The organism is Pseudoalteromonas sp. MMG033, assembly GCF_057197785.1.
The window spans coordinates 3,914,642-3,941,113 of sequence record NZ_CM170070.1 but is presented as its reverse complement, the minus strand read 5'-3'; the positions used below and the strand labels follow the sequence as shown (position 1 = coordinate 3,941,113).

Genomic DNA, 26,472 nt, shown 5'->3' with positions numbered 1-26,472 from the left:
ATGAGTGATGGAATGCCATTTACCCCCGACGTACAGCAAACGGCGATAGCAATTGCGTATAACAACCGTCAATTAATCGCAGATAGATTACTCCCATATGCGTCAGTGAACAGACGTGAATATAAATGGGGTGAGTACAATTTAGCTGATAAGTTCACAGTGCCAGATACCAAAATTGGCCGTAAGTCAGAACCAAACCAAGTTGAGTTTGGCTATGAAGAGCAAACAGGCTCTGTGACCGATTATGGCTTATCTGACGTTGTACCTAACGACGATATTACTAATGCGCCCGCTAACCACAGCCCGCTAAATGTCGCTACTGAAAACATTACAGACTTGGTCCTGCTTGGCCGTGAAGTGCGCGTAGCTCAAAAATTTTCAGATCCGACTAACTTCGGTATTCATAAAAAGCTTGGCACTGGGAGCTTAAAAAAGCTGGATGACCCAGAACTTGATATTTTACGTTGGCTCCTAAGTTTGCTCGATGAGCCATTAATGCGACCCAATAGCATGACCATGTCATTTAAAGTTGCTACGGCTCTTAGGACTAATAAAAAGCTGCTTAAAGGTTATAACGGAACAACTGGTGACGAAGGGCTTGTACCTTGGGCTTATATAAAAGAAGCGCTTGAAATTGAGCATATCAACATTGGCCAGGCGCGATTAAACATCGCCAAAAAAGGTAAAGCACCTGTTTTTGAACGCGCTTGGGGCGACAACCTTGCATTTACTTACCATGACCCGCTTGCCAGCTTCGAAAACAAGCGGATGACCTTTGGCCTAACTGCACGTTACAAGAACCGAGAGTCAGGTAACAAACCTGTGTCTGCTGGGTTACGTGGCGGCACCAAAGTCATCGTGGGTGAATCAGTCGAAGAGCAAATCATAGCCAAGGGGTGTGGTTTGTTGCTCACCGATGTACTGACCTCAGCATAACGATTTAGCCATCAACTCCCTATGGGGCTTCGGCCCCTTTATTGATAAGGAAAGGCCTATGTTTGTAAATACACAACACACAGTAAATACCTTGGGCGTAAACCGATTAGTTGATTATGCAAATGGTCGCTTTTCGATTGGGTTTGATGCGCAAGATATCACTGATAACGATATTAAAACCGCGCTTTTAGCGACACCTGAAACAGACATTCAAACCACCCTTTTAAATTGGTTTGAAACTGCCTCGACCAATGTAAATAACACGATTGCGGGTTACGTGGCCAAGCTTGAACTCACACAAGCAGAAGTGGATGCCTCTCCTTTATTGGGTATAGCCGCAGACTTAATGCGTTATGAGCTATGTAACAACGATGCCGACGAAGGCTTAATGGCTAGGCGTAAAAACGCCATGCAAGAACTTTCCAAAATAGAAGCTGGCACCATTCAAATCAAAGCGCCCTCGCCTTTGGCCTCTGGCCCTATTCAAACTAAAACACCAAGCAGTAATTTTGATTGGGCGAGGTACTAACTCATGGCGGGCGTATTCATTGATATCTCGGGCGATGCGTTAGAGAAGTTGCAGTTACTTCGACATAAGAGCGCTGTACCTGAAGATATACTTGATGACATAGGCGGATTTTTAGATATGGATGTCACCACCCGCTTTTTAAATGAACTCGCCCCAGATGGCAGTCGATGGGCGCAATCAGAAGCAGCAAAAGAACGTAAAGGTTTAACGCTGACTGACCAACGTAATCTTGCAGGCTCTGTAACGCACAACGTTGAAGGCGATGAACTGATACATGGCTTGGGTGAAGAATACGCCGCCATTCATCATTTTGGGGGCAAAGCGGGCCGTGGCCATTCAGTTACGCTCCCTGCTCGCCCGATTATTGGTATTGAGCAATATCAGGCTGGCGTCATCGTTGAAACGCTCACAGGTTGGCTTGTTTAAACGGAGTTTAAAGCATGTTTAATTTCGATTTAAACCACATTGAAAAGGCATTAAACAAAGCGCGTATTGCAAAGGTGGGCTTTGCTCCTGACTTTAATCAAGCGCGCAGCAAACCAGTGCATACACCTTTGTTGTACGTTTTGCCGTTGGATGAAGACTATCAATCAACAAATAGCATCACGGGCCAAGACGAATACGCCGTTACTGAACTGTTTGCTGTGATGATTGTACTCCCTTGCCATACAGCCAACAGGCAAGCCGACACACAAATTGAAAAGCTTCGGGAGCGTGTAAAAGCAGCGCTTGCTGGCCTTACTGTTAACCCCTATGAACCCATTAAACTCCATCGAGGCCGCATGGTGGAGCTAAACCAACAAACCAAAAACCTCATTTATCAGTGCCAGTTTTCAGTGAGTGGGCACATTACAGTCAACACCAAGGAACCAACATGAAAGACGATAAACCAACACCCAAAAAGCACAGTCCTAGTCAAATAGCTAATCAAGTACAGCAAGCGTTGAAGCGCAACGGCAATCGCAGTCATGCAGCCGGTGCTTTCGTACTTGAAGGTGACATCATTAAACCAGGAGCAAGCAAATGAGCTGGCGATTTAAAGACCGTTTAATAATGGCAGATTCACTCGGCACCACGCTTACAGGCAATCATGCAATATACGCCAGTGAAGTTGAATTTAACATTGAAGCCGAAACCGAAAAAGACGAAATTGAGCGCGCTCATTCAGGCTCTAGCCTTGAAATTATCTATGGCGAGCATGTCACGCTGAATTTTAAAACGCCACTGGCCATGAGTGGTAGCGCAGGCTCTGCCCCTGCTATTGCACCATTATTGCTAGCATGTGGCATGGTACAGGTATCAAGTGCAAACGCCGTCACATTCACAAAAGGCGCAGCCACCAAAGCTACGTGTTTAATGCGCTTTGGGCAAAATACACACCAAATCACAGAGATGTTAGGCACATTCAGCATCAACTTGGAAAAAGGTCAGCCTATGGTTAATTGGCAGTTTAAGGGCTTATTCAGTGCGCCGATACAATCAAGCATCCCACCCTCTGTTGATTGGTCTCGCTGGAAAAAGCCTTCAACACTGGGTGTGACCAATAGCAGCGCATTCAAGCTCAATGGCCTTGCGCGCACCTTACACAAGCTGACTATCGATGTAGGTAACAATGTGGTGTTTGACCGCGCTATTAATCATGAAGAAATCCTTATAACAGGCCATGAGTCTACCGCAAACATCACTGTTACCAGCGATTCCCTGTCTATCTTCAACCCGTTTGAATTGGCTGGCAGTATCCAAACTTTTGAGTTTAACCATGGCCAAAGTGCCGGTAACAAAGTGACTTTGCTAGGTCGCTTTCAAATGCCCACACCTAAATATGCCAGCTTAGAAAGCGAATTAACTGGCTACGAACTGGACGGCAAACTTGTCCCTTCAGACAGTGGCTATGACGAATTAACCTTAGTATTTGAGTGATCTGAATTATGAAACTTAAAAAATTAGAGCAATTAAAAGACGCAATCATCAATGCGCCAATTCATTTTGAATATGGCGGTGTGGAATTTAAGTTCAACGCGCACATTAAACTTGTACCAGAGCAAGACATTGAAAAGCTTACTGACCCTCGCAGCACCACAGATAAAGCCATCGTTGAACAGTTACTTGTAGGTTGGGACGACTTTGTTGATGAAGGTAAAAGCATCCCGTTTTCAAAAGACGTGCTCCACGAAATGCTGGGTTTTGGTGGTATCGCTGGGCGTTTATCAGCCGAGTGTATAAACGCGCATTATAGAGTGCAGGAAAAAAACTAATTGATGTTGCTAGGTGGTTTGTGGGCGACCTAGCAACACAATCAAAAGCACTTGATGATGATTTAGCCCATTTCGGTGCGCCGGTTGAACCAGTAAAAAGCAAAGCAGATTTATACGTACTCCCACAAAACTGGATGGCGGTTAAGGCGCTCTCTACTGCCAATACCCAGTGGCAATACTGCAAAGATGGCATCGAACTCGCCCTTGATTATGCCAGGGCTGAAATAGCTTGGCGCTATGCGGATATAACCCTAACCCCCACTGATTTTGACAAGCTCCAATATCTAGAACGAACAATAATAAAGCTCTTGAGGCAGACTGATGAAAAACCAACTGAACCTAGCGCTTCGCTTAAAGTATGACGGTAAAGCGGTTACCGCAGGCACCAACAAGAACATTCAGGATTTAAACCGCCTGCCTCATGCCATTCAAAATCAAGTAGCTGCGAATCAACGTTTGGGTGCAAGTCAGTCAAAGGTTATGCAGCAACAGTCTGCAATGGGTAAACAGCTGGGTGTGCTACAAAGTGGCTATGAGCAATTGGGAATGACACTGGCAAGCGTTGCATCTATAGGCACAGCTGCAATTTTTATCCGTGATACAGGCGCAGCGCAGCAATTAGATACTCGGCTGCAAGGGTTGACGGATTCTGCTCGCGAATACCAACAAGTACAAAGCTATCTGTTTGAAACGTCTAACAGGCTTAATACCCAATACACCACCCTTGCTGATTCCTACTCTAAAATCCTTAACCTGCAACAAGTAGGCATTTTGACTCAAACACAAGGCAAAGCAATCCTCGAAGGCATGGCCAATGCCGCAGCTAAAACAGGCGCAAGCAATGTGCAGTTAGAACAATCCCTGTTTGGTATGACTCAAGGTATGACTGCTGGCGTATTACGAGCTGAAGAACTCAACCAGGTCACCGAGCCTTTGCCAGGGCTTTTACAAAAGCTCGATAAAGCAGCGGGTGTTGCTGCAGGTGGTTTTAGGCAACTGGTCAACGATGGACGCGTAACAAGCCAAATGTTTAAACGCTATTTAATTAAAGCTTTAAATGAGTATGCTGGTGCGGCCGAAGCGACTGAGGGTAAAATCAATGCCTCGTTTGCAGAGATGAGTAATGAGTATCAGCGCCTTATTCGTCAGTATGAAAAGCCAGTAAATTTTGCTGTGACAGGTGTTGCAGATGCAGTCACCTCAGGCATGCGTGAACTGCGCGAAAATAAAGAGCTGGTTGAAGGGCTAACAACCTCGGCAGCGGCTTTAGCTATCGTATACGGGGGTAAACTGGCAGGCGGTGCAGCTAAAGCGACAGCCGCAATTACAACCACCACAATAGCAAAGCATAAAGCGCTACAAGCTGACTTACAATTAGCGGCATCCAACCAACGTTTAGCTGCAGAAGAAAACAGACGTGCAATACAAGAGCAAGCTGCAGCTCAGCGCCAGCTCGCAATGGCAAGAAATACAGCGCTTAGGACCAAGGCCATTCACCAGCTGGCCCTAGCGAATCAACGGGCGACACTTGCACAAACCAACCTAAACGTAGCAACTGCCACTTATTCGGTTGTGTCTAAACGCGCGGCTTTATCAAGTCGCGCATTAAGCGGTGCAATGGGGCTATTAGGTGGCCCTGTCGGTTTAGCTGTCACAGCAGGTTTAGCCGTCGCTTATTTTGCGACTCAAGGCGACAAAGCCAGCACCAGCTCAAAACGACTTGAAACACATTTGTATGACTTAGGTGATGCGTTCGACTCAGTTAATAACGTCAGCGCCAAGGCGCAAATAGCTTCTGCATCAAAGCAAACAATCAACTACACAAACAACATTCAAAACGCGTATAAACGTATTAAGCATCTGCGCCAACAAATGAATAATGCAGGCAGTGATCGCGCTATATTTACGTATCAAAACCAAATTGCAGGTATTGAGCGTTACATCAACGAGCAAGCAAAGTTGCGTAGCGAGTCAATGAAAACCGCAGCACAAGCGGCCAACCTACAGCAGAACCTTAAAGCATTGGACTGGAAGCAAATAGCAGAAAACGCAAAACAAGCGACTAATGCCCTGCCACAAAACATCCAGCAGCTGCAGCTTTCGCTACTAGGAGAAGAAGCCAGGCTAAAAGCCAGCTACGAAAAACGCAAAGCCATGGTCATACAAGCACGTGAAAACGACCTGGGCAATAAAGCCAAATACGATGCAATTTTGCTTCAGTTAGACGCCAAACTTCAAGCAGACCAACAAGCCCTTATCAAAAAGCGCGAAGCCGAAAAAACACGTATCCAAAACCAAGCAGAGGAAAAGCGTAAAAACGATTTACGCGCAGAGCTAGAAGACCGCATTGCGCAAATCAAAGGTTATGCAAACCGTGAAGCACTCGCCAGCTACAATAACCAGCTTGCAGTAGAAGAAGCAAAGCAACAAGCACGTATTGATGCAAAACGGCGCAGCATGCTCGGCCTTGCTGCAAACGATGAAGTCGGCGAAATCAAACACAACGCTGATAATCAAATTCGAGACCTAGAGCGCCAGCAAGAGCTGAACGCGGCGAGAGGCTTCCATAGTCAGCGCGAAGCGGATGAACACGCGCACCAGGAGCGTTTAATGCAAGCCCGCACCCGCAATACCGGTGCGATGCAACAACATCTCATGCAGTTTGCAAACTGGGAGACTAAAAACGCCCGCGAGAAAACATCAGCGGTTGTTGGCCTAGGAGCTGCAGGTTTTAAAGCGATGGCTGGCCAAAGTAAAACCGCGTTTAAGCTGTATAAAGCGTTTTCAATCACTCAAGCGATGATAAAAACTTATGAGTCAGCAACTGGCGCATATGCAGCATTAGCCCCTATTCCAGTTGTGGGCCCTGCCCTTGGTGCCGCTGCAGCTGCGGCCGCCGTCGCGATGGGGTTACAACAAGTGCGTATGATCAAATCACAACAACCCGCTGGTATCGCACATGGTGGTTTAGACTACGTACCAAACGAAAGCACCTATGTACTACAACGTGGTGAACGTGTTCTATCTCCAAAGCAAAACGTCGAAATCAGTCATATGGCCAGACACTACAATGCAGGCAACCGCCAAGCTGCAGGTCAAAATGTGGTGTTTAATATTACGAATCAGATCACAGTAGAAGGCGCAGCCAATGCCGAGCAAGGCAACGTTATTGGTGCAAACATTGCTCGGCAGATAGAGGCTGTATTTGTTGAGAGTTGGAATTCTCGTGGAGCTGTGTTCAGGGCGATTAGAAGTGTTGGTTAGTCAGAAACCAAAGCCCATCCAGACATTTCAAAAACGATTAATTTTCATTTAACCCAAAGGCTCTTGTACCAAATTTTTGTTTATACAATGACTCTAGCCTTTCAATTTCACCTTTCCCAAAATTGCTAGGGAGTACTTGAAGGATAGAGAAGGTAAAATTTTCATGATAATTAGGTGTTTGTTGGCACAATGATTCGAGGTGCGAATTCCCGCAGTGTTTAGTGTCTATATAGTTTTTCCACCGCTGCCATAAACCTAGTTGTCCAGAAGCAGAACCAATGTATTGGCAACCCGTATTAGTATCTAATATCATGTAAATTGCATTTACTGAAGAAAGGCGGTGATACCACGCTATATTAGCTTCTTTATTATTTATGAGTTTTTCTAAATCATTAAACTTCAAAACGATATTTTGTAGCTCCGGGCATTCACCAATGTAGCCTTTGGGCAATATTTCAATTACCTCTTTTTCGTTACGGTCGAACCACTGATGCCAATTTCGGGTTGCATCACCCCAATCTATAATTACTCGTTCTTTGAAATGTAGAAGAGCTTCAACCTCTTTAAGGTCATAGAAGTACTTTTCATTTTTTTCTTCTACACCATCCACTTTAAATACACCTAGAAAAAGCGCTTTAGTTCCCTCTAGGCCAATGAATGAAACTAAATAGTCACAGTCATGAAACACGGGCTTAGATTGCTCTTTTTGGTAAGCCAGGAGTTTATCTTTGTCCTTGATGACATCTCGATATTCTTTACGGTTATCTTTATGCCTAACATATTTGACTCGTTTTCCATTAAAAATTGTAGTTTTTATACTAGCTAGTTCTTTAAAAGTTAGCTTTCCTGAGCCCAATGTGATTACCTCATTTAACATTAATATTATCCACGTTGAGGCTTGGAACCTTCTTTTTATTATGGAATAAAATATCAGTACCATGTTCGCATTGATAAGTTTAAACTGCAATAAGCGTTTTAAGGAGAATTTAAGTGAAGAAAGGTGAAGTGTGTTTTGGTACTCCGCAAAAGTTTAATGTCTCGTTTGATATAGACGAAACAAAGTTTAGTGGTGTACTGTTTATTGCGGACGGGCACAGTGCAAGATTACAAGTTAACAATGATTTCTTTTTCAACGGATGTTTGAATATTGCTGAGCTGAAATGTTTCTCTAGTTGTGGAGCATCTTTTACCCTACTTAATTGCGAAGGTTCTTGGGGGGTTATCTACCCAAGTTTTATTCTAAAATGCAAGGACCAAGCAGAGTATGATGCTGTTGTCATCGATTTTTTGGGTCTCGTGAATTGGTTTGATCTAGACAATCCATTTTCTTGTGAGCACGATAAAATATTCAAACAGAACTCTAAAAAGCAATTTGAAGCGGTGTTTTCGCATGATAATGTGGATTATAGTATAAGTAACTCACCTGAATTGTATACGAATAATCGAAACCCAGATGAATACGGGAAAACGATCGTTTATGAATATCAACATATAGTTGTCAAACGCCTTGAAGGGAACTTTTCTTTAGAAGAGGTTGTTATTATTACAAGGCATCTAAAAATACTATTCACACTTCTATCTGGTCACGCCGTACATATACACAAAACGTCTCTGAAGAGTGGCTCATCTTATCACCCTTTTTATTTTCCTGAAATCAGCTCCTCTACCCCTCCATCATGGGGAAAAGGAAATATTCTGTGCACTGGTAACTTTCTTTTTGAAGCGGATATCTGGGAACCTGTACTTAAAAGCTACTTTGATGTGAGCTCCAAAAGCGACCTATTCATAAATTTATATGAGACACTAATATATGATGGCATTTGGACAAACAGTCTTTTAATGCATGTGTCTACATTAGATTCATACTGTACCTATGGTGCTAACGGAATGACTAACGAAAGGTGGGATAATGATAGTTTCAAAAAAACTCTTGATAGTGAGCTTGAATCTTTTAAACACAACTCTTTGATAGGCACTAGGCAGTGTGTCAATAACATTATTAGGAAAATCAATGATAGAAAGAAGCAAGTTGAACACACATTTGAAGAAAAGTTTAATTATGTACTTGAAGAAACAAATAGTTCGATAAAGAAGATAATAGGGTTCGATTTAGTAAAGTTTAAACAACTTAAAAATGCACGAAATTGCATAGCCCATGGAGGAACTTTAGAGTCTTCTTTTTGGGAAAATATAAGTACAATGAACGCCATAAAAAATAACCTACAAATACTACTTTTATATTTTGCTTTTAAGGAATTAAGCTTCAGCGAGAAGCAATTTGCACTATGCCTGAAAGATACGTATAACAAAATATCTCAATTTGGAATTAATATGGCTGAATGCAACAAATTTCTAGGTTATGGGGCATTCATAGCTCTCTCTGAAGGGTTTGAGAAATTACCTAATGAAAGTTATTTTTCACACCTTGCTTTTATATACGACAAGTTAAACAACACTTACCGATTCGATGAAGAGTTAACTAAGCTTGTAAAGCAATGGTATGAACCTAGAATGGAACCTAGAAAGCACCGTAGTATAGTCGACTATCTTGAAGAAGTTGTAGAAGACTCAATTAGTATTAAGTTCGAAAATCTTATATATCTAGAAAAAGGAAATGAGTACATCCCTATTAATGGCGGAGTAATTCTTACCAAGTAAAACATTTTCCACCTAAATCCCTGCTCCTAATTTTTTAAACTCGCTCACACAGTAAAGCAAAGAGCGATAAAAAATATGGAGCATCTTCCCCTACCTAAGCCCCCAAAAAGCTGTGTTTTTCGGCTTGTTCCTAATAGTTACTTACATGTGAGTAAAGCCAATAATGCCTCTGAGGTCTATGACCTTGAAGGTGCGTATTGGGAATTTGAGATTGAGCTGACCAATGTGTTAGAGGCTGATGCGCTTGCGCTGGATGCGTTCTTGGCCAAGTGTCGTGGTTCAGTTGGCAAGTTTTTGTGTTTCGACTATCGGTTTTTACAAGATGAGTTGGACAGTTTTGCGCTGGTTACTAGTTCTTTCCAAGACGGCAATTTGCTTAAAGTCGCTGGTTTGCCAGTGAATAGCGTGTATGCAAAATCTGGCAATCGCATTCAGATTGGTACGGGTGAAAACGCCGAGCTTAAAGTGCTGACTTCGGATGTGGTGGTTGATAGCCAAGGCGAGTGCGAGCTTGAGTTTGAATCGCCTATGCGCCAAATCCCAGCGAGCAATACGCCTGTGTATTTTCAGCGCCCTGCTGGCGTGTTTCGTTTATTGGATAACAAGCAAGGATTGGCTGAGGCGAAGGTTAAAAATGGCTTTGTGACCTCATGGAAAATCAAAGGTCGGGAGGCGTTTTAATGGAGGCATTAAATTCCGCTTTGGTGGCTGAGCTTGCACATTGTCGCCCCCGCTACTTTGTGCGCTTGGCGTTTAAAAGTGGCGATGTGTTATTACATACCGGTGTGGGCAAGCGTCGATTCTTAGGTTACACCTGGCATGGGCTTGGTATTCTCGGGCGAATCGGTGAAATCCCTGCAAACGATAAAAACGATGCGGCGCGTATTCGCTTAACGTTGCACACGCAAAACGAAACGGTGTTAGCTGAAGTCGCTGAGAATGACCCCATTGGCGTGGGCGTTGAAATCTATTTGGCCACGGTCGATAAACATTATCGTGTTAATCAGTCTCAGCTATTAGAAAGCGGCTATATCGTGGCGTGCGATGTCGAGCGCGGCCAAGTCAGTAAAGTGAGCTTATCTGTTGCAGGTGAGTCTGAGCGCTGGAAACAGTCACGTTTACATCAACGCTGGAACCATGCGACGCAAACGGCGTTGTACCCCGATGATATGTTTTTTAATGAGCATGCTGAGGCAACTGGTACTGTGTTGCCGGATACGCAGCCTGGTTATCCAATTGGTGGGAGGGATGGTCATGCACTGCCCTAGTTACCGCCCGATCATACTCCAACGCTATTTAGATTCATGCGAAAACACGCCCTTCTCTTGGGGTAAATTTGATTGCTGCCTGTTCGTTGCAGATTGGCTTCTGACTCGAAATGGTGTCGATGTGGCCCAAGACTTTCGGGGTCATTACAGCACCGCCATTGGCGCAAAAAGGCGTTTAACTCGCTTAGGGTTTAATAGTATTGAAAGTGTGTTTAAACACCATTTAAAGCCTATTGAAACTCACTATGCGCAGCGCGGTGATATTGCCCTGGTTGAATGGGATGGCGAATTGATAGGTGGTATCGTCGGTCTTGGCTATGTCTATTGCGTTACTAATATCGGTTTAAGCGCGCTAGAAATGAGCGCGGTCATTTTTTGCTTTTCTCAGGTGTTACCTGGCTCTGAAAGTGAGGTGGCACATGGGTAAAGTCGTCGATGTTGTTGAAGATATTGCCTCACCCATCCTGGATGTTGCTGAAAAAATTTGGGATGAAACCGTAGGTGCACTCTGGGACAGCATGAGCCCTGAGATACCCGAAGAAGACTATGCAACGCTGGCCAAGGGCTTGCAAAAAGGCATTGACCAGCCAAGGCGTATCACATTCGGGCGTGACCGCATTGGCGGCGTGATTGCGCACCAAGCCACAGTCGAACGCGATGAAAAAAAGTGGGTGCAGTTGATTGTGTTAATCAATGGCGCGCCCATAGATGCACTCGAAGAAGTGTATATTGCCAATAAGCCGTTATCGGACTACCCAGCCGAGAGCTGGGATTATTCACTCTCTGATGGCAATCATACGTCCGCTAACAGCAAAGCCGTGTCTAAAATGGCGGGCTGGACCAGTAAACATGTGGGTTATGGTCAGGCACATGTATTCATTGAGCTTGAGAATAACCGCGAAGTCTTCCCCGACGGGATATCTGATTGTGAGTTTTTAATACGCGGCGCGCGTATTTGGGACCCCCGAGATAGTGAGCAAGACCCAGATGATGCAGCAACTTGGATATGGTCACAAAACGCAGTAATGTGTGCTCTGCACTATATTCGATTCTATGGGGCCCATGAAGTGCCCTACCATCGAATCCCCTTAAACTGGTGGATAGCAGCAGCCAATGTGTGTGATGAAAATGCGGTATATCAAGACAGCGACGGTATTGATAATTTTGAGCCGCGCTACACCTGTAATGGCACCTTTCGCTTTACCAGTAAACCCATAGAAGTGTTAGGCCAGCTTGAGCGCTGTTTTGCTGGCAAGATATTTCGCCAAATGGGCCAATGGTTTGTTCGGGTCGGTGCCTGGTATGGCAACCCTACGTATACGATTAATCAATCGGACGTCATGGGTAATGTCAAAATCAAGTGGCATGCGGATCTGCGTGACAGAGCAAACATTGTCCGTGCTACCTTTACCGACCCCAATCAGCATTACGAACGCACCGATGCACCGCCTGTTCGCGCTGAAGGCTACATTGAAAAAGACAATCAACCTTTAGAAGCCACGATTTCCCTGCTCTTTGTTCGCAGTGCTACAGCGGCACAGCGTTTGGCGACTATTCACCTTGAACAAACCCGTCTCGGCTCAATCGAACTCCCCCTTAAACACAAAGCATTGCGTGCTGCTGTGGGTCGAACAGTATATGTGGACTTACCCAACGAGCGCATTAATAGAAAGGTCTATCGCGTTGTCGCAAGGCGCTTTCGTCTTGATGGGGGTATAACACTGACATGCGTGGAAGACAGCCCCTTACTTTGGGCTGATGATTTAGTGCCTGGCGCCTCTGATATCACCCCAAATAGTGATTACGTCGTGGGCAAACCTTCTCCAATTGAGCAAGCACGTGTTGAGGTGGATGGAGATGGCAATGGCATTGTTAAATGGACCCACCCCGCTCCGCTGGCAGTGCATGAGTTTGATGTGGAATTTTACAGTACGAATGAAACACGTGTGTATAAAGAGTCCGTCACCTATACGCAAGTTGTTATTCCCAAACTCGCGCTTGGCACCTATACGGCAAAAGTGTTTGCCAGGAACATATTCGGACAGCGTTCACCATCTGTTGCGGTTCAGTTTACTGTTTCAGCACCAACAAACCCACAGCTGTCTTATGTCGCAGATTATAACCAAATCACGCTCACGGCTTCACTGCCCGCAATTGGGATTGGTACTCAGTTTGAGTGGCAGTTCCTAGGCTCCAATGACGCACCTCAGCAAAGCGATACAGCTTTCGCGCAAATCTACAATCGCATTGGCTTGCAGCCGATGACCGAGTATCACTTTCAATGTCGTGCCGTGAACCATTTGGGTAACAGTGATTGGGTGCAGATATCTGCCTCAACAACAGAGGTAGATTTAACAGAGTTTATTAACGACATTCCGCTGGCTAAGTTAAGCCAAGAGGCCCAAGCCCTCATCAACGACTTGAACACCCAAGTTGATAGATTGCGACCTGAAACTGAAAACAATTTACCCTCGCTTGTTGCTAAAAATATAGAACAAATACAGGGTTTGGAAGATGTCACTAAGGTTTTAGATAACTCCGTAGTTGATGGCATCCCCGCACAAATCGCACTGAATAAAATCAAGCTGGATGAAACCGCATTGGCTGTGACTGACATGCAAAAAAGCGTCTTCGATGTGACAGCTGGATACACAAATTTTCGTCATGAGTATGAGCGACGCACGCTTAATAATGAACGACTCATTGATGCTGCCGTGTTTGTTGATGCTGAGTCTGGCACTATCGTGAATCGGGCATATTCTTATACCGACACACAATTTAGTGAAGCGGTTTCTTTGGTCGATGGTGCCCACGCGCGCATCAATTTTGAGTCCCGTCGTATAAAGCAGACAGAAAACAAGTTGGTTGATGCGACCGCTCAAATCGAGCTGCAGGCAGGCCAAATTACACAGCGTGCAACGCATAGCGAAGTCGACGCCCATATTGCGGGGGCTATATCAGCCTTAACGCCTGCCTACAGCTGGCAGTTTAACAGCGGCGCTGAGGGTTTTGTAGGGTTTGAAAGTCATCATGCGCTGGGTTATCTAGTGTGTAAAAATACGCTGAATAGCCCTGCTATTTCTCTGGATATATTCGATAACCCCATGTTTAGAGTGCGCGTGCGTAAACATCAAAACAGCACCTGGCTTGGGCATATCCAATTCAATAATGGCGAGCTGTTTTTACCAGAGCCGAGTAGTTTTGATTGGGAGGTTATTCAAGCGGATGCAACCGGCACCGAAGGCTATACCGGTATCGTTACTTGGCTTCAGTTTTCACTGGGCCGCTGCGATATCGACTTTATTGAAATCGGTAAGCGCGGGGCCAGTGATTTAGCACTCAATGACATTACCAGTCGCACCACCACCATTGAGCAAGAACTCGATGCGGGCAATGGCCGTATGGCTCAATATGCAACTACCGCGTGGGTCTCAAGCTTAGGCTATCAAACCCAAAGCAACGTACAAACACTCATAGATTCATTTAACACTCAGTACAGTATCAGTGCCGTGCTACAGCAGCTCAACGACAATGACGTCATCGTCAAAGCCAATACTGCGCAAAAATGGATTGATGGTGCAAATTCAGCGATACGTAGCCAAGTCATTGGCTATTTAAACGAAGAAGACGGCGTAAATCAAAAGCTCGCTACGGCCGAGCAAAACATAGATGCGCTGGCGGGAGAAATACAACAATCGGTCACGCAAATACAAGGCATTCAGCTCGACTTAGCTGACAAAGATTTGAACCAGGTATTAGATGCGTACAACCAACTTCTGCGCGATAACGCGCTAGCAGAGCAGTCTATCACCCTCGCTCATGCTGAAGATAAACTCGCTGCAGTCACAGACGAGGTAAGCGCTCTATCTTCACAATCTACCAAACTGATTGCACTGCATAATCAAAGTGCCTCAAGCATCGATATTCTCGGTAGCGCTTTTGCCAATGAGCGCCAAGCAAGTGCTGAGCGTACAGAAACACTGCGCGCTGAAATAAACCATGAAAGCCAAAAGTCCATTGCTGAAGCTAAGGAGTTTACGCGTGCAATTACAGGTTATTGTGTGGATAGCGATGGCAATCGCACCTTTGATCAAGGTGCTGCTGCGTGTGAATTGGCAGGTCACACATGGGTCGATGGGCCGGTGGTCGAGCGAACAATGAGCTTGGCGACATTACTGGTTGATGGCAGAGGCTACCAAACATCCAGTCAAGTGAACCAAGCGATTAGCACTTTTGATGCTGTCTATGGTATTACAGCTGCGCTGCAATCATTTTACGATAACGGCACGCTTGAAAAAGCTAACGCGGCTGAGCGCTTCATAGCAGGCGCAGCAGGTTACATCAAAGACCAAATCACGGTGTTTAATGCCCAGCAAGATGGTGTGGACGAAAAGTTCTCGTACGTATCTAATAAGCTCGATGCCATTCAAGGCGAGATAAACCGTAATATCGTGCAAGTGCAAGGCCTGCAACTGGGGGCGGATGCGAAAAGTCTCGATGAAGTTATCACGGCGTATAACGCATTGCTTCAAAACAACGAGCTGCAGCAATTAGATATCAAACTTGCCTTGGCCCAAGACCAGTTAAAAGCGACAACCAATGAGCTGGAAAGTGTTGCAAGCTACACAATGGAGCTGGGTGCAATACATCAGCAAAACAGTGCAATTATCACATCCGTCGCCAAAGCATTTGCTAACGAACGTCAAGCCAGTGTCATACGTGATGAGCGCTTCGCGGCTTTCACCCAATCAACACACGCAGCTTTTAGTGATGTAACCGAAGCCGTTGCAGATATAGACCAAGCAAACTTGGTGCGCGACCAAGCATTCACCGCATTCGCAGCTAACACTGAGACGGCTTTTCAAGAAACCACCCAACTTATTTCAAATCTAGATTCAGCTATAACAAGTCAACGACAAGACTTGGTTGCCAAAATCGAACAAGATGACACCGCCACTTTAGCCAGCGCCATCACGTATACGCGCGCTGCCGTTGGATATTGCATCGATGCCCAGGGCAATCTCACAAGTGAGACCGACGCAACCCTTTGCGTTGCGGCAGGTAATAGTTGGGTTGATGGCCCGCTCGCTGAATTTATCCGCAAACTTCAAATTGAGAACAATAGCGGCGACAAAGCCAGCATTTCTGATATTCGCCAGGCGTTTGAAACTCAAGATGGTCGACTTATTGCTCGTGGCGGTTTCTTAATCAATAACCAAGGTCGCGCCACTGGCGTTGTTGGTTTGAACGATGGGCAAATCGGTAATTTGGATTTAGTTGGCGATGTCATCCGTCAAGGCGTCATGGTTGGAGAGACATTCGTCCCTACATCCTACATTGATAACCGCGACCCGCAAAATCCAGTTCACGTATTTCGAGGTCGTTTAGAACTCGGCGATTTTGTAGTTGAATCGGAGGATGATATTCGTGGGCTTGATGGGAAAGATGGGCTATCTGGTCCGCCTGGGCAAACTAAATATACCTGGATTAAATATGCTGACGATTTACACGGGAATGGCTTAAGTGATAATCCTGACGGTAAAGATTACATTGGCTTATCTCACAATCAATTTACGCATATCGAATCAAATGACCCAAGCGTCTACACCTGGTCAAAAATCAAAGGTGAGCAAGGCAATCAAGGTATCCCCGGTGACAAAGGTGAAGATGGTATGACGCTTTACACGTGGATTGCGTACAGTGACAGCGCCAACGGCGCCAATATGTATCAAGTGCCGACCAGCAACACTCAATATATAGGTATCGCAAACAACAAAACAACGGCGACTGAGTCGACAAACCCAGTGGATTATCACTGGTCTAAAATCAAAGGCGCTGATGGCAACCCTGGAGAAAAAGGTGATAAGGGCGATAAAGGAGAGCAAGGCAACAATGGTTTCAATGGCTTACGAGGCGCTGGACGCTTTATTGCTCCGACAGTATCGGGAGTCTGGTCGGATGCAGATGCACATGCTGCTTGTACAGGAGGACGCGCAGTTTTCTATGACGTGGTCACGCTTTATAAACAAGGTGACCCCCGTGTGCAAACAACTAAATCTTGGATCGGCGGAGCTTGGCAAACCTTTGAACTACGCGTACATGGTAATCAACTTGTAGAGGGTACGGTTGTAGCGAATGAGTTAGCTGCAGCAAAAGGTACTTTTTCAGGACGTCTAGAAATCATATCTAACGAGCAAGATATTGACGCGTTTAGTATTCAGTCAGGAAGACTTGGCAGAGCTGGTTTTATAAGCAATACGGCCCAGTCAGTGAACGCCACCCCCTTGATGCTCATGAGTAGTCATGGAACTGCGTTGGAAGCGCTTGGTGGAAAACACGCAATCTACGCAACAGTGCGGGAAGGCACAGCTATTAAAGTAGATGCTTACGAACATGACACCACTGCCCTTTGGACTCGGTTAAAACTATACGCAGGTGCAGGCTACAAACCATTTACCGGAATACATGAAGGTCTGCTTTCTAAGGAAATTCAATTAACACCTGGCGACATCGTTTGTGATGCTTCGCTGGTCAATATGTCCGATATCTCAAACTCAATCTTTGAAATGACGCCATCAACAACGGTTGCGCAGCGCAATGTGCGAGGTGTTTTTATCAGTCGAAAGTCGTTAATGAATGAGCATTTGCCTGCGGGGCTTAATGGTTTTAAGGGGTCGCTAAAATTTAATGAATATAGAGACAGCCACGACGTTATCGAATTCAATGCCATTGGTGAAGGTCTACTCAATGCTTGCGGTCAAGGAGGCAACATCGAAGCTGGTGATTATCTATGCTCAAGCGATATTGCAGGAAAAGCGATGCGCCAGGCTCAACAAGATTTTGAGCGCCCTTTCACTATCGCCCAAGCGCGACATTCTGTGACGTTCAATTCATCAACTCAAATCAAAAAAATCGCAGTCATCTACTTACGAGGATAATAAAAAATGACCTGGTTTAACTCTACAAATTCAAATGCCACCAATGGCAGTAACATCATCAAAATCAATGACAATCAGAGCGTAGCTAACATTAGGCCAAGTGATGCGTTAGTGCTGAGTTCATTCGCGCCCGTCGAAATATTCAAAGCCTACGTCACGAGCCATGGCACATTTATCGAACTCATCAAGCCTTGGCCAAATGCAACCCAAAGCCAAGTACCTTGCGTAGTTTTGCCGACTTCAGGCGACTTCAATACAGCAGTTTCAGCACTCAATAACGCATCCAAAATGGTTAATGACAATTATAAATCAATGCTCGACTGGCAAACAAAATTAGGCTCTGTGCAGTTCAGTGATTTAGATGGAAATACGCAAACAGTTAAAACACTTCGCCAAATGCAAAGTGAAATAGACGCCGTTAATCCCTACCCTTGGGCTATGCGCAAAGTTGAATTCGAAGCGCGACGGCAGCAGAATATAGAGAAGTATGTAGCTTCTGGGTTTGTGAATATGGGGTTGCATATCGACATAGAAACAAACCCCGCCGCAGGTGAGGGATTATGGACATGGTTAAGCTCACCAAACCTTATGTCATTAGGTGTTGCCGAAACTGACTCTGGTGGCCAAGGTAGATCAAAAACAAAGTATTCAACCTTGCATATCTCGGGCTTGCTTTTTGATTTAAAACAACTGTGTCATATTAATTATGTTTTTATAAAACTCCCGCCCGCAGAAGACGGTACGCGCACGTATGATAGCGCCACGGGAATTTCAGTGACGCATAGCTCACCTTCAATTGCGTTTGCCAGCGAAACAGAAACCAACAAAGTCGTTACAAATCGAGTAGATATGTGGGGCTTTGGCTCTTTTTTACGAGAAATAAATCATGCTGACCCTTTTGTATATAGATATGGTTTGATTCACAGCCGCGCCCCAAACATCAATGGCGTTACAACATCTGATGACAATATACGCCCGATTGAATATTTTGCATGGTACGAGGGTGATACAACGAGTCGTGGTAGAGGGGTAAACTGGCAAACTGCAACCGAAGCACAGCGCATGGCAATTGCCTCTGACCCAGCTAACAATATTTATTTTGATGACGCAACGGGCAAGTTTTATCAGCAATGTGTGCGTGGTCGAAGCTTTGCTGGTTTGGGTAATGGTGATTGGTTAAATTCAGGTGAAAGTTTGAATTATGTTATTGGTTTCGATGCGCACAATACATCAAGAGTGCCTGTTCATGGGAAAATGGATACTCCCGAGAAAAATCTAACCGCTTCAAGCGGTTTCTTTTCAGCACTCAGTAATTATTCTACAAATCCAGTTGACAAAGGCGTTTACACTAGCCAAAGGAACACGTCTGCATCTAGCGATGGTTTGGTATATTTTTTGCCCTGTGGCACTGTAAATCGTTTGAACCAAGGTGTTCATCACCCATTAAACCTTTCAGGCACTGCGCCAGTGCGTTTTAAAAATGGCACCGGAGCTATAGCGTGGCATGACGCAAGAACAAAGTTTATCAACTCAAAATCCGATGCGTTCAACCCAGATAATATCGGCTATGCTGGTGCTGGTGTGGTCAATGGCGCACCAATATTGAGCCGAGGCAAGATTGGCGAAAATTCCGGCCGACCCGACAGGCGTTGTTACGATGCAATCTATACGAACGGCCAAGGAGGTGTGTGTCGCGATATGCGATATTCGTCAAAAGCTTTGAGTTTAGAAGATTTTGCAGAGCAAGACTTAAAAGTTAAGTCAGGTCAGTATCGTGGCGTTGAACTCCTAGGAATAACTAAAGTAGGTAAAGTTACAACTACAGGTGCTGTTTATAGTGCTGGATATACTAAGCTAGTAGCGTCGGGGCAACGATATTCTAGTGAATTCTCAGAGTGGGATGGATATAACTTTAGTAGCTATAATGACGTCGACTTACACGGCTGCTTTATCATTGGTGAAAGTGGAACACTCTACCCATTAGGTGTATGTTCTATCAGAAATAACGTTGACGCTACTACGTATGTAGGTGCTAGCGCAGGTGATGTCAGTTCAGATTTTCCAACGGGAGAATATTATGTGATCCTAATGCGTAACGATTTACTACCATCTGTTTCAGGCAAATACATGCACTCTGATGTATTTGGACACCCAGCCAACATTTTGCGTTGTAATGATTTAAGGAGCGGCTGGATTGGGGGCTATTCAGTTGATTTACCAAATGGTATGAATGAAAGAAAGATGCTGAGTCGACCTGTCCACTCTATCGAAAAAACAAGCTGTCAATATTACAACGAAACAAATGGTTGGCTTTCAACTGATGTATCGCACAGCCTGAATGTAGCAACCAGCTCAGTTGGTGACCCAATAATATTTGCAGATGGCAATGTAGTGATTGTTAATTACATGACGAATGCAAAACTTACAAAAAATGCAAACAACTCTAATGTGCAAGGTGGAAAGCATGCAATTGGTGATGTTTTTGTATCAAAGTCGTACCAAGCGCCTCATGGTGCAATGCTTGGATATAGCCTGATCAACAAGGTCATGACGTGCGACGACAATGTAACGCACAAAGATTATGTACTTTCATCATATACGCTAAAAGATAACAAACTGGATTTTGCAACACACCCACCAATTGAACTAACGCTTCCAGCCAATAACGGCCCTGCGTTTAAAGCTTTAAGTTATGTAACTGAACATAACGGACAACCATTTTTAAACTATGCATATACAGAAATTAAACATAATGGCACTGATTGGGGTGATGACGGTGCAATAAACAGTGTGAATGCTCAATCAACAATGCTAGATGGCAACGGCAATATAGTCTGTTTCGGCACTGCACAAATCACAGAGCCACTAGGATGGCTGAAAAAATGACTAAAAATTTTGGAGTTAATTCTGAATTAATCAGTTTTTTGAGCAATTAAAGTAGATAAGTGTCTACAGAATTGGATTTAAAAATCAAAAGTTCAATATATGATAAGTAATGCGTTTGAATATGGTTTATTTAACATAATTTAACTATATCTAATTTCAAACGCACTTTTTTCCAATTTCAAACCGCGCGTTACAACTACATCTTTATAAATTTCTTTAGGTGGATACAGGGATTTAATTATAGTTCTAAAAATAGCCCCTTCATTGACTAATCCCAATGTTAGAAACAACATAAACCCAGCAATAAATGACCAGAAAGCCACTTTATAAATTTTTAGGTTTTCAGATACAGTTAAAGTAACTTTCTTTTCGATCCATTTTTCATAACGATCTCTAACCATAGTCGTCACTCCATGATCTGATGCATCTTGAACATAATCTAGTTCAAGATAAGTCATTTCTCAAGGTCGACTCCCCTAAAAACCCGTAGCCTTTTGCTGTGATAAATAAAAAAATATGCAATTTAACATAATGCATATATTGGTGAAATTACCTACTTCGCTGAATCTGATGGAGAGATGTCTTTTGCTTTCCACTTTTACTACCGCTCCATAATAGATACCTTACCCTGGCAAATATGTTACTCAATCCTTTTATTATTGACGGAGATCTTTTAAAATTCCTTGTTGCTTTTAGTCAAGCTAACGTAACTCGTCAATTTTATTAGAGGTCTTTCAGTGTCACCTGAATCAATGACAGATTTAACCATAACATTTATCATTCTTTTAGTATCCGTAGGCATGGCTTTCCAAGGCAAGGTGCTTAAATCTAACCTAGCTGACAAAGAGAAAGAAGAAGCACAAAAGCTAAAAAGTCGCGCCAACCTTTTAATTATGTGCGGTACATTTGTTGCTATAATTCAAGTTGTTAAGCTAGTTTCTTTTTTATAAGCTTTTAGTAAATTTAACTATGAGCAATGTGCTTAATGAGAACATTGCTTAGTTATACATTTACTAGCTATCACCACCATTTAGTTGCAGCTCTTGAAATATTTGAAGTGGGTTTTCAGGTTGCAAGGCTCACCTATATACAGGATGAACTTGTCAATCATAACCAAATTCCGTGAACTTATTTGACAAATACCTGTTTTCTTCAAAATACTTACGATCTATACTCTGAGGAAATTCCTTCCGTGCAGTTACAAAATTGATTCAACCTTGCTCTTCAATAATTCGAATTTTTTCATCAAGTTATCAATACTATATACATATCCTTGCGAAGCTTTTCTTTGTGCTTTAGAAGGTCTCATTTCAAAAATCTATAATTTTGAAAGCACAACAAACGGTCATGCTTTCGTCATTCTGTTCGTTTCAGCCTACTGTTCTAACGTTTTTAAAACTTCTTTGGCCTTTTGATTTCTAAAGATATAGAACGCAATGGATGCAAGCAACCCCAGTAATAACCCCCCTTCAAGGGCGAAGTCGTTTATTTGACATACATCGGAATAACATATGCTCAAGTTAAAGATGCCAAAACCTAAAATAAATATCCAAGTACCTTTGGTATATAAGGTCCATCTATAGATCTCGTTTCTCAATAATTTTTTGTGAACTTCAAGAGAAGTGCTTATATTCTCACTTTTCAGTTGGTTCAAGCTATCTAAGCGACTTTTTACAGTCAAAACAAAAATGACAATCGCCCAAAAAGTGACAAATCCAATCCAGACAAGTTCAATTAATCCCTTACCTTCGATATATGCCCACACTAACGCGTAACAAACAATGAGGATTGCCAACGCTTCAAAGCACACATTAAACTTTAAAATTGCACTGTGCCTTTTATGTCGTTTCAGTAACTGATCCATATGTGGTTGAGGCTTTTTTTCCGTTGATTGCCAAAGGGATGACAATTGTTCAAATTCATTATTATCCATTAGTTCATACCTGCTAGTAATGTTGATAATTGCTCTTTTGCTCGGTGTAGCCTCACACCGACATTTGCTTCGCTTATCCCTAACACTTCACTCATTTCTATGTTATTTAAGTCCTCTAATTTCAGCAGCATAACTTGCCTTAAACTGAGTGGCAGCTTGTTGACCGCAATGATCAATTGATGTTGCCTTTGCGCTTGTAAAGCGCTTTTCTCTGGTGTTGGAGATTCGCAAAGTGTTGTTTCGTCCAATTCATCTTCTGAAATTTTACTATGTCGTCTTATGTGATCAATTGCCGTATTGTGAATTACACGGTAAATATACGTATTGAGTGAACATTGATAGTTAAACCCCTCTAGCGATCGCCAAACAGATAGCGCCATCTCTTGTGCCAATTCATCTGATAAAGCAGGTCGACTTTCGTACCCTGATGCGGCACGACTTATTTGTGGCCAAAACTGCGAGATGACTTCTTCTTTATCTACGTCCTTGGTGATACTTACCAACGATCTACGCCTCCAAGTTGTTTTTATTATTAGTCGTTGCAGAAACGCAATCATTACAAAAAATTTAGATTTTTTATATCCCTTATTGCTGTTGATTGTATAACGAATGAAAAAACTTAAAAAAGTTTGTAATGATTATTTTTTTTGCACGACTAACCAGATCAAACAACTCATTTACTTAATTATAAAGGAAGCAAAAATGCAAACTTTGAAAAAGTTACTACATATGAATAAAAAGCGCGTACTAAGAACAATTTGGCTTGTCGTTACTTTAAGCTGGTTCGCTATGTTTGCTGTACTTTTTAGTACTGAGACTAAAAGTATGCATATCACCGCAGTTACTATTGCAGCAATCATAACTGAATTAGCAATATGGTGTACTGCTGCGGTGTTAGGTGTCGCTGTTGTTGACGGTAGAAAAGCAATTATTCGTGCGATTAAAAACAAACTCACTGGCCAGCGTGGCCTTAGTAATTAATCGATTAGAGGTTCTAAATATGAAATCATTAAATATAAATGAAAAAAAATTGGTTGCAGCTTGGGTGTTATGTATTTTTTGCTGGGCCAATACAGCACTTGTGATGTCATTCTCTCCTTTTACATTCCTTGAAGTGAGCGCTTTGTGTTTTGCTGTTGTTGTAACACAACTCACAATTTATTGGACAAAGAAAGTAGGCGAAAACAACCCTATGGTTGCGTCAGTTTATAAAAGTCTAATAGGTGATTAAGTTTATAAAGAGTTGGAGATAACTAGTTCCAACTCTTTTAATTCTCCTGCCCTAAATATTTATTCAATGATTCATATAAAACTGTTTGGTCTATGGGCTTGGCTACGTGAAAAGTAAATCCGCTTTGCTTATATTTTTCAATATCTGTACTCATTACATTAGTGGTAAGCGCTATTATTGGTACTTCTTGATTTTCAATTCTTATTATTTCACAAGCTTCGATACCGCTCATTTTTGGCATTTGAATATCCATCAGGATGATATCAGGTAGTCTTTTTATATATAATTCAACTGCTTCAACACCATCTTTCGCGACATCAAATTGAGCCATTGTCTTTTCAAGCATTGCACTTATTACTCTCATATTAATGGCATCATCTTCAGCAACTAAGATATAAGTGTTTGATAAATTTGGTGCTGTCAACGTCTGAACAGCGCTAGGTGTGCAGCTGCGAGAGATTTTATGTTGAAGCTTTTTCAGTGGTAATGTAACACGAATGTCAGTCCCTACCCCTTCACTGCTATTTACCTCTATTTGGCCATCCATCAAGGATATCAAATTTTGAGTAATAGCCATACCTAATCCTGTTCCTCCAAACTTGCGAGTTATTGAATTATCTGCCTGCTTAAAGCGCATAAACAAATTATCTAACCCAAGTTTAGACATACCTATTCCGGTGTCTTTTATCTCGAAAACAAGTAGGTATTGTCCCTCACTTTGAATTTGGTCGATGTTGACAGTTACAGAACCTTCTTCGTTAAACTTCACAGCGTTAGAGATCAAGTTTATCAAAATTTGTCTAATCCTAACTGAGTCGCCAAGCCACATGCTGTGCTTAATTGTATCTGCGCGAATTATGTGAAATGAAAGAGACTTTTGTTTTGCTTGTGATGAAAAATCTGCTTCAAGTGGATCAACAATGCTATCTATTGAAAACTCGGTTACTTCTAAAGAAAGTTGGTTTGCTTCAACTTTCGAAAAACCGAGTATATCACTAATAATACGAAGTAAATTTTTACAGGAGAACAGTGCGATAGACACTGTTTCTAAGTGACGCTTGTCAGTTATACAAGACTGAAGGTGTTGTAGTGAGCCCATTACTCCGTTTAATGGTGTTCTAATTTCATGGCTCATATTGGCTAAAAAATCTGACTTTGCTTTTGAGGCCTGCTGTGCTTCTATCGTTAAGGTGTGCTCTTTTTCAAAGGCGGCTCTGAGCCTAAAAAAATATAAAACTAATACCCCGATAAATATCATTACACTTATAACATTGACAGTATGAGCAATCACAAAGTTGTTGTTTAGCTGTTGTTCTTCCTTACTTATTCGAGCTCGGCTATCTAAATGAAACCTAGACAACGCGGCTAACGCGTTTGTGTCATCAACTTGAACGGCTCTGTCTATTTCTTCACTCGAAGCACCTTGTTCAATCAATTTTAGTGTCAGTGTGAGATTGTGTTCGTATTCGAGTACTACGCTTCTGATTATTTGTAGCGACTTGCTGTCATACTGCTCATACTTTTGAAGTTTTGTTATGAGCGCTTTAATTTCGTAGATCGATTGTCTTAGCTTAGATTCATAGCGAGATTTGTCTTTACGTAACACTAGGTTTTTAAAGTCATGTATGAATCCGCCATAACCTAAATGCTGAACAAGATCATCATGCAAATAGTAAACTTCGTAAATATCTTTGGAATAATAACGCCACTGATTTTCAACTTTGTGATAAAAAAATAATGAAACCAAAGTCAGCCCTACGCCGATTAAGATCACAAGAGAAAACTTTAAGCGTAAGCTATTCAGGGCGTTACTGGTTTTTGTTGTCCGTAAAACAGTCCTTATAAACTTACACTATCGCTTAAGCCATAGAAACTTACCATTAATCTCTTACGCCATGAGATGTCTTAGCTATTAATACTAGCCAAAAGATTATCAATGTGCATTTCCCTGCATTTAAGTGTTGATGATTGCTATTTCTGTTGATTCAAATCCGGTATGTCTAACAAAAAATCAGTGCTGCCTATGTCAATTTCAAGTTGGTTAAACAAGGTTGATAATTGGCCTCTGTGGTGAGTTTGGTGGTTAAACATATGTGATACCAACTCACTAAATTCTCGGGTGCTTTTCTCACCTAGAGAATTGCTATAACTCAAGGTTTTGTGAAAATCGCACTCTTGTGCTTCATTATTCAACCAATGCAAAATTGTTTGGTCCAAACGCTGCCTGACAGCGATCAGGTCTTCAAACTGATTAAACAAAATTTCATCAAGGCTAGATGGATAAGGCAACTCGCTTAGTTCGGAAAGAGATTGAAAACGATTAGAGTGCTTAGAAAATCTTAATAACCAAATTAAGTCACCTATGATGAGGTGATTAAAAGTCCCCAGTATTGAGCTAAAAAATGCCCCTTTGTCTTCAATTAGCTGTTCGTGAGTTAAGGTATGAGCAGCTTGAATGAGTTGTTCATTCATTCTGCGGTTATACAAAGCCATTAATTTGAAGTGTTTGATATGCAGCATACTCTTTTAACTTAGCACGTTTAAATAGTTAATTTTCGGATTAAGTAATATAAC

Annotated in this window: 24 protein-coding genes; 18 read left to right on the top strand and 6 right to left on the bottom strand. The window is 42.8% G+C overall.

Going from position 1 to position 26,472, the window contains the following annotated elements; all coding sequences use genetic code 11:
• From AC2CZC_RS17105 to AC2CZC_RS17065, 9 genes are read left to right on the top strand one after another with little or no spacing between them, the layout of a single operon-like run.
• Complete coding sequence (locus AC2CZC_RS17105) at window positions 1-936, top strand: capsid protein (RefSeq protein WP_484582724.1); 936 nt, start codon at window positions 1-3, stop codon at window positions 934-936.
• 58 nt (window positions 937-994) lie between these two features.
• A complete protein-coding gene (locus AC2CZC_RS17100; RefSeq protein WP_484582723.1) occupies window positions 995-1,465 on the top strand; it encodes a phage protein Gp36 family protein in 471 nt (156 codons plus the stop codon).
• Window positions 1,466-1,468: 3 nt separating this feature from the next.
• A complete protein-coding gene (locus AC2CZC_RS17095) occupies window positions 1,469-1,891 on the top strand; it encodes a phage virion morphogenesis protein (RefSeq protein WP_484582722.1) in 423 nt (140 codons plus the stop codon).
• Window positions 1,892-1,905: 14 nt separating this feature from the next.
• Complete coding sequence (locus AC2CZC_RS17090) at window positions 1,906-2,343, top strand: phage tail terminator protein (protein WP_484582721.1); 438 nt, start codon at window positions 1,906-1,908, stop codon at window positions 2,341-2,343.
• Window positions 2,340-2,492, top strand: a complete 153-nt coding sequence (locus AC2CZC_RS17085) for a hypothetical protein (protein ID WP_484582720.1) — start codon at window positions 2,340-2,342, stop codon at window positions 2,490-2,492. The genes AC2CZC_RS17090 and AC2CZC_RS17085 overlap by 4 nt, the downstream gene beginning before the upstream one ends.
• Window positions 2,489-3,385 carry a hypothetical protein gene (locus AC2CZC_RS17080; protein ID WP_484582719.1) on the top strand — a complete coding sequence of 299 codons (897 nt, stop codon included), beginning with the start codon at window positions 2,489-2,491 and terminating at the stop codon, window positions 3,383-3,385. The genes AC2CZC_RS17085 and AC2CZC_RS17080 overlap by 4 nt, the downstream gene beginning before the upstream one ends.
• Window positions 3,386-3,393: 8 nt before the next feature.
• The gene (locus AC2CZC_RS17075) at window positions 3,394-3,720 is read left to right on the top strand and encodes a hypothetical protein (protein WP_484582718.1); all 327 of its coding nucleotides are present in this window, start codon (window positions 3,394-3,396) and stop codon (window positions 3,718-3,720) included.
• Window positions 3,721-3,740: 20 nt separating this feature from the next.
• Window positions 3,741-4,082, top strand: a complete 342-nt coding sequence (locus AC2CZC_RS17070; RefSeq protein ID WP_484582717.1) for a hypothetical protein — start codon at window positions 3,741-3,743, stop codon at window positions 4,080-4,082.
• Complete coding sequence (locus AC2CZC_RS17065; RefSeq protein ID WP_484582716.1) at window positions 4,042-6,984, top strand: tape measure protein; 2,943 nt, start codon at window positions 4,042-4,044, stop codon at window positions 6,982-6,984. Before AC2CZC_RS17070 ends, AC2CZC_RS17065 begins: the two co-directional genes overlap by 41 nt.
• A gap of 37 nt (window positions 6,985-7,021) precedes the next feature.
• Here AC2CZC_RS17065 and AC2CZC_RS17060 read toward each other — a convergent pair whose 3' ends face one another.
• The gene (locus AC2CZC_RS17060; protein ID WP_484582715.1) at window positions 7,022-7,861 is read right to left on the bottom strand and encodes a GIY-YIG nuclease family protein; all 840 of its coding nucleotides are present in this window, start codon (window positions 7,859-7,861) and stop codon (window positions 7,022-7,024) included.
• A gap of 113 nt (window positions 7,862-7,974) precedes the next feature.
• On the opposite strand from AC2CZC_RS17060, the gene AC2CZC_RS17055 reads away from it, so the two are divergent.
• The 6 genes from AC2CZC_RS17055 to AC2CZC_RS17030 all read left to right on the top strand — a co-directional run bounded on the left by AC2CZC_RS17055 (window position 7,975) and on the right by AC2CZC_RS17030 (window position 20,734).
• Window positions 7,975-9,642, top strand: a complete 1,668-nt coding sequence (locus AC2CZC_RS17055; protein WP_484582714.1) for a HEPN domain-containing protein — start codon at window positions 7,975-7,977, stop codon at window positions 9,640-9,642.
• 147 nt (window positions 9,643-9,789) lie between these two features.
• Complete coding sequence (locus tag AC2CZC_RS17050; RefSeq protein WP_484582713.1) at window positions 9,790-10,323, top strand: hypothetical protein; 534 nt, start codon at window positions 9,790-9,792, stop codon at window positions 10,321-10,323.
• Complete coding sequence (locus AC2CZC_RS17045; protein ID WP_484582712.1) at window positions 10,323-10,910, top strand: hypothetical protein; 588 nt, start codon at window positions 10,323-10,325, stop codon at window positions 10,908-10,910. The genes AC2CZC_RS17050 and AC2CZC_RS17045 overlap by 1 nt, the downstream gene beginning before the upstream one ends.
• Entirely contained in the window at window positions 10,897-11,337 is a 441-nt protein-coding gene (locus AC2CZC_RS17040; protein WP_484582711.1) for a DUF6950 family protein, read from the top strand. The genes AC2CZC_RS17045 and AC2CZC_RS17040 overlap by 14 nt, the downstream gene beginning before the upstream one ends.
• Window positions 11,330-17,848 carry a phage tail protein gene (locus AC2CZC_RS17035; RefSeq protein ID WP_484582710.1) on the top strand — a complete coding sequence of 2,173 codons (6,519 nt, stop codon included), beginning with the start codon at window positions 11,330-11,332 and terminating at the stop codon, window positions 17,846-17,848. The genes AC2CZC_RS17040 and AC2CZC_RS17035 overlap by 8 nt, the downstream gene beginning before the upstream one ends.
• A 6-nt stretch (window positions 17,849-17,854) precedes the next feature.
• A complete protein-coding gene (locus AC2CZC_RS17030) occupies window positions 17,855-20,734 on the top strand; it encodes a hypothetical protein (protein ID WP_484582709.1) in 2,880 nt (959 codons plus the stop codon).
• Between the two features lie 140 nt (window positions 20,735-20,874).
• Here AC2CZC_RS17030 and AC2CZC_RS17025 read toward each other — a convergent pair whose 3' ends face one another.
• A complete protein-coding gene (locus tag AC2CZC_RS17025; RefSeq protein ID WP_484582708.1) occupies window positions 20,875-21,135 on the bottom strand; it encodes a hypothetical protein in 261 nt (86 codons plus the stop codon).
• 336 nt (window positions 21,136-21,471) lie between these two features.
• On the opposite strand from AC2CZC_RS17025, the gene AC2CZC_RS17020 reads away from it, so the two are divergent.
• A complete protein-coding gene (locus tag AC2CZC_RS17020) occupies window positions 21,472-21,684 on the top strand; it encodes a hypothetical protein (protein ID WP_484582707.1) in 213 nt (70 codons plus the stop codon).
• A 425-nt stretch (window positions 21,685-22,109) separates the two neighbouring features.
• Here the strand turns inward: AC2CZC_RS17020 and AC2CZC_RS17015 are convergent, their stop codons facing one another.
• Window positions 22,110-22,667, bottom strand: coding sequence for a hypothetical protein (locus AC2CZC_RS17015; RefSeq protein WP_484582706.1), 558 nt, complete (start codon window positions 22,665-22,667; stop codon window positions 22,110-22,112).
• Window positions 22,667-23,170 carry an RNA polymerase sigma factor gene (locus tag AC2CZC_RS17010; protein WP_484582705.1) on the bottom strand — a complete coding sequence of 168 codons (504 nt, stop codon included), beginning with the start codon at window positions 23,168-23,170 and terminating at the stop codon, window positions 22,667-22,669. Before AC2CZC_RS17010 ends, AC2CZC_RS17015 begins: the two co-directional genes overlap by 1 nt.
• 199 nt (window positions 23,171-23,369) lie before the next feature.
• Between AC2CZC_RS17010 and AC2CZC_RS17005 the strand changes: the two genes are divergently transcribed.
• Both AC2CZC_RS17005 and AC2CZC_RS17000 read left to right on the top strand, forming a co-directional pair.
• Window positions 23,370-23,648: a hypothetical protein gene (locus tag AC2CZC_RS17005; RefSeq protein ID WP_484582704.1), complete on the top strand. Its 279-nt coding sequence runs from the start codon at window positions 23,370-23,372 to the stop codon at window positions 23,646-23,648.
• 19 nt (window positions 23,649-23,667) lie between these two features.
• A complete protein-coding gene (locus AC2CZC_RS17000; RefSeq protein ID WP_484582703.1) occupies window positions 23,668-23,898 on the top strand; it encodes a hypothetical protein in 231 nt (76 codons plus the stop codon).
• Window positions 23,899-23,935: 37 nt separating this feature from the next.
• Here AC2CZC_RS17000 and AC2CZC_RS16995 read toward each other — a convergent pair whose 3' ends face one another.
• Together AC2CZC_RS16995 and AC2CZC_RS16990 are read right to left on the bottom strand one after the other, a co-directional pair.
• Window positions 23,936-25,672 (bottom strand): ATP-binding protein, encoded by a 1,737-nt coding sequence (locus AC2CZC_RS16995; RefSeq protein ID WP_484582702.1) that lies wholly within the window; start codon window positions 25,670-25,672, stop codon window positions 23,936-23,938.
• A gap of 197 nt (window positions 25,673-25,869) precedes the next feature.
• Window positions 25,870-26,418 carry a DinB family protein gene (locus AC2CZC_RS16990; RefSeq protein ID WP_484582701.1) on the bottom strand — a complete coding sequence of 183 codons (549 nt, stop codon included), beginning with the start codon at window positions 26,416-26,418 and terminating at the stop codon, window positions 25,870-25,872.
• Between the last annotated feature and the right edge of the window lie 54 nt (window positions 26,419-26,472).

Coding starts and splice junctions, on each gene's coding strand:
- AC2CZC_RS17105 (WP_484582724.1), top strand. CDS start 1: ATGAGTGATGGAATGCCATTTACCCCCGACGTACAGCAAACGGCGATA.
- AC2CZC_RS17100 (WP_484582723.1), top strand. CDS start 995: ATGTTTGTAAATACACAACACACAGTAAATACCTTGGGCGTAAACCGA.
- AC2CZC_RS17095 (WP_484582722.1), top strand. CDS start 1,469: ATGGCGGGCGTATTCATTGATATCTCGGGCGATGCGTTAGAGAAGTTG.
- AC2CZC_RS17090 (WP_484582721.1), top strand. CDS start 1,906: ATGTTTAATTTCGATTTAAACCACATTGAAAAGGCATTAAACAAAGCG.
- AC2CZC_RS17085 (WP_484582720.1), top strand. CDS start 2,340: ATGAAAGACGATAAACCAACACCCAAAAAGCACAGTCCTAGTCAAATA.
- AC2CZC_RS17080 (WP_484582719.1), top strand. CDS start 2,489: ATGAGCTGGCGATTTAAAGACCGTTTAATAATGGCAGATTCACTCGGC.
- AC2CZC_RS17075 (WP_484582718.1), top strand. CDS start 3,394: ATGAAACTTAAAAAATTAGAGCAATTAAAAGACGCAATCATCAATGCG.
- AC2CZC_RS17065 (WP_484582716.1), top strand. CDS start 4,042: ATGAAAAACCAACTGAACCTAGCGCTTCGCTTAAAGTATGACGGTAAA.
- AC2CZC_RS17060 (WP_484582715.1), bottom strand. CDS start 7,861: ATGTTAAATGAGGTAATCACATTGGGCTCAGGAAAGCTAACTTTTAAA.
- AC2CZC_RS17045 (WP_484582712.1), top strand. CDS start 10,323: ATGGAGGCATTAAATTCCGCTTTGGTGGCTGAGCTTGCACATTGTCGC.
- AC2CZC_RS17040 (WP_484582711.1), top strand. CDS start 10,897: ATGCACTGCCCTAGTTACCGCCCGATCATACTCCAACGCTATTTAGAT.
- AC2CZC_RS17035 (WP_484582710.1), top strand. CDS start 11,330: ATGGGTAAAGTCGTCGATGTTGTTGAAGATATTGCCTCACCCATCCTG.
- AC2CZC_RS17030 (WP_484582709.1), top strand. CDS start 17,855: ATGACCTGGTTTAACTCTACAAATTCAAATGCCACCAATGGCAGTAAC.
- AC2CZC_RS17025 (WP_484582708.1), bottom strand. CDS start 21,135: ATGGTTAGAGATCGTTATGAAAAATGGATCGAAAAGAAAGTTACTTTA.
- AC2CZC_RS17015 (WP_484582706.1), bottom strand. CDS start 22,667: ATGGATAATAATGAATTTGAACAATTGTCATCCCTTTGGCAATCAACG.
- AC2CZC_RS17005 (WP_484582704.1), top strand. CDS start 23,370: ATGCAAACTTTGAAAAAGTTACTACATATGAATAAAAAGCGCGTACTA.
- AC2CZC_RS17000 (WP_484582703.1), top strand. CDS start 23,668: ATGAAATCATTAAATATAAATGAAAAAAAATTGGTTGCAGCTTGGGTG.
- AC2CZC_RS16990 (WP_484582701.1), bottom strand. CDS start 26,418: ATGCTGCATATCAAACACTTCAAATTAATGGCTTTGTATAACCGCAGA.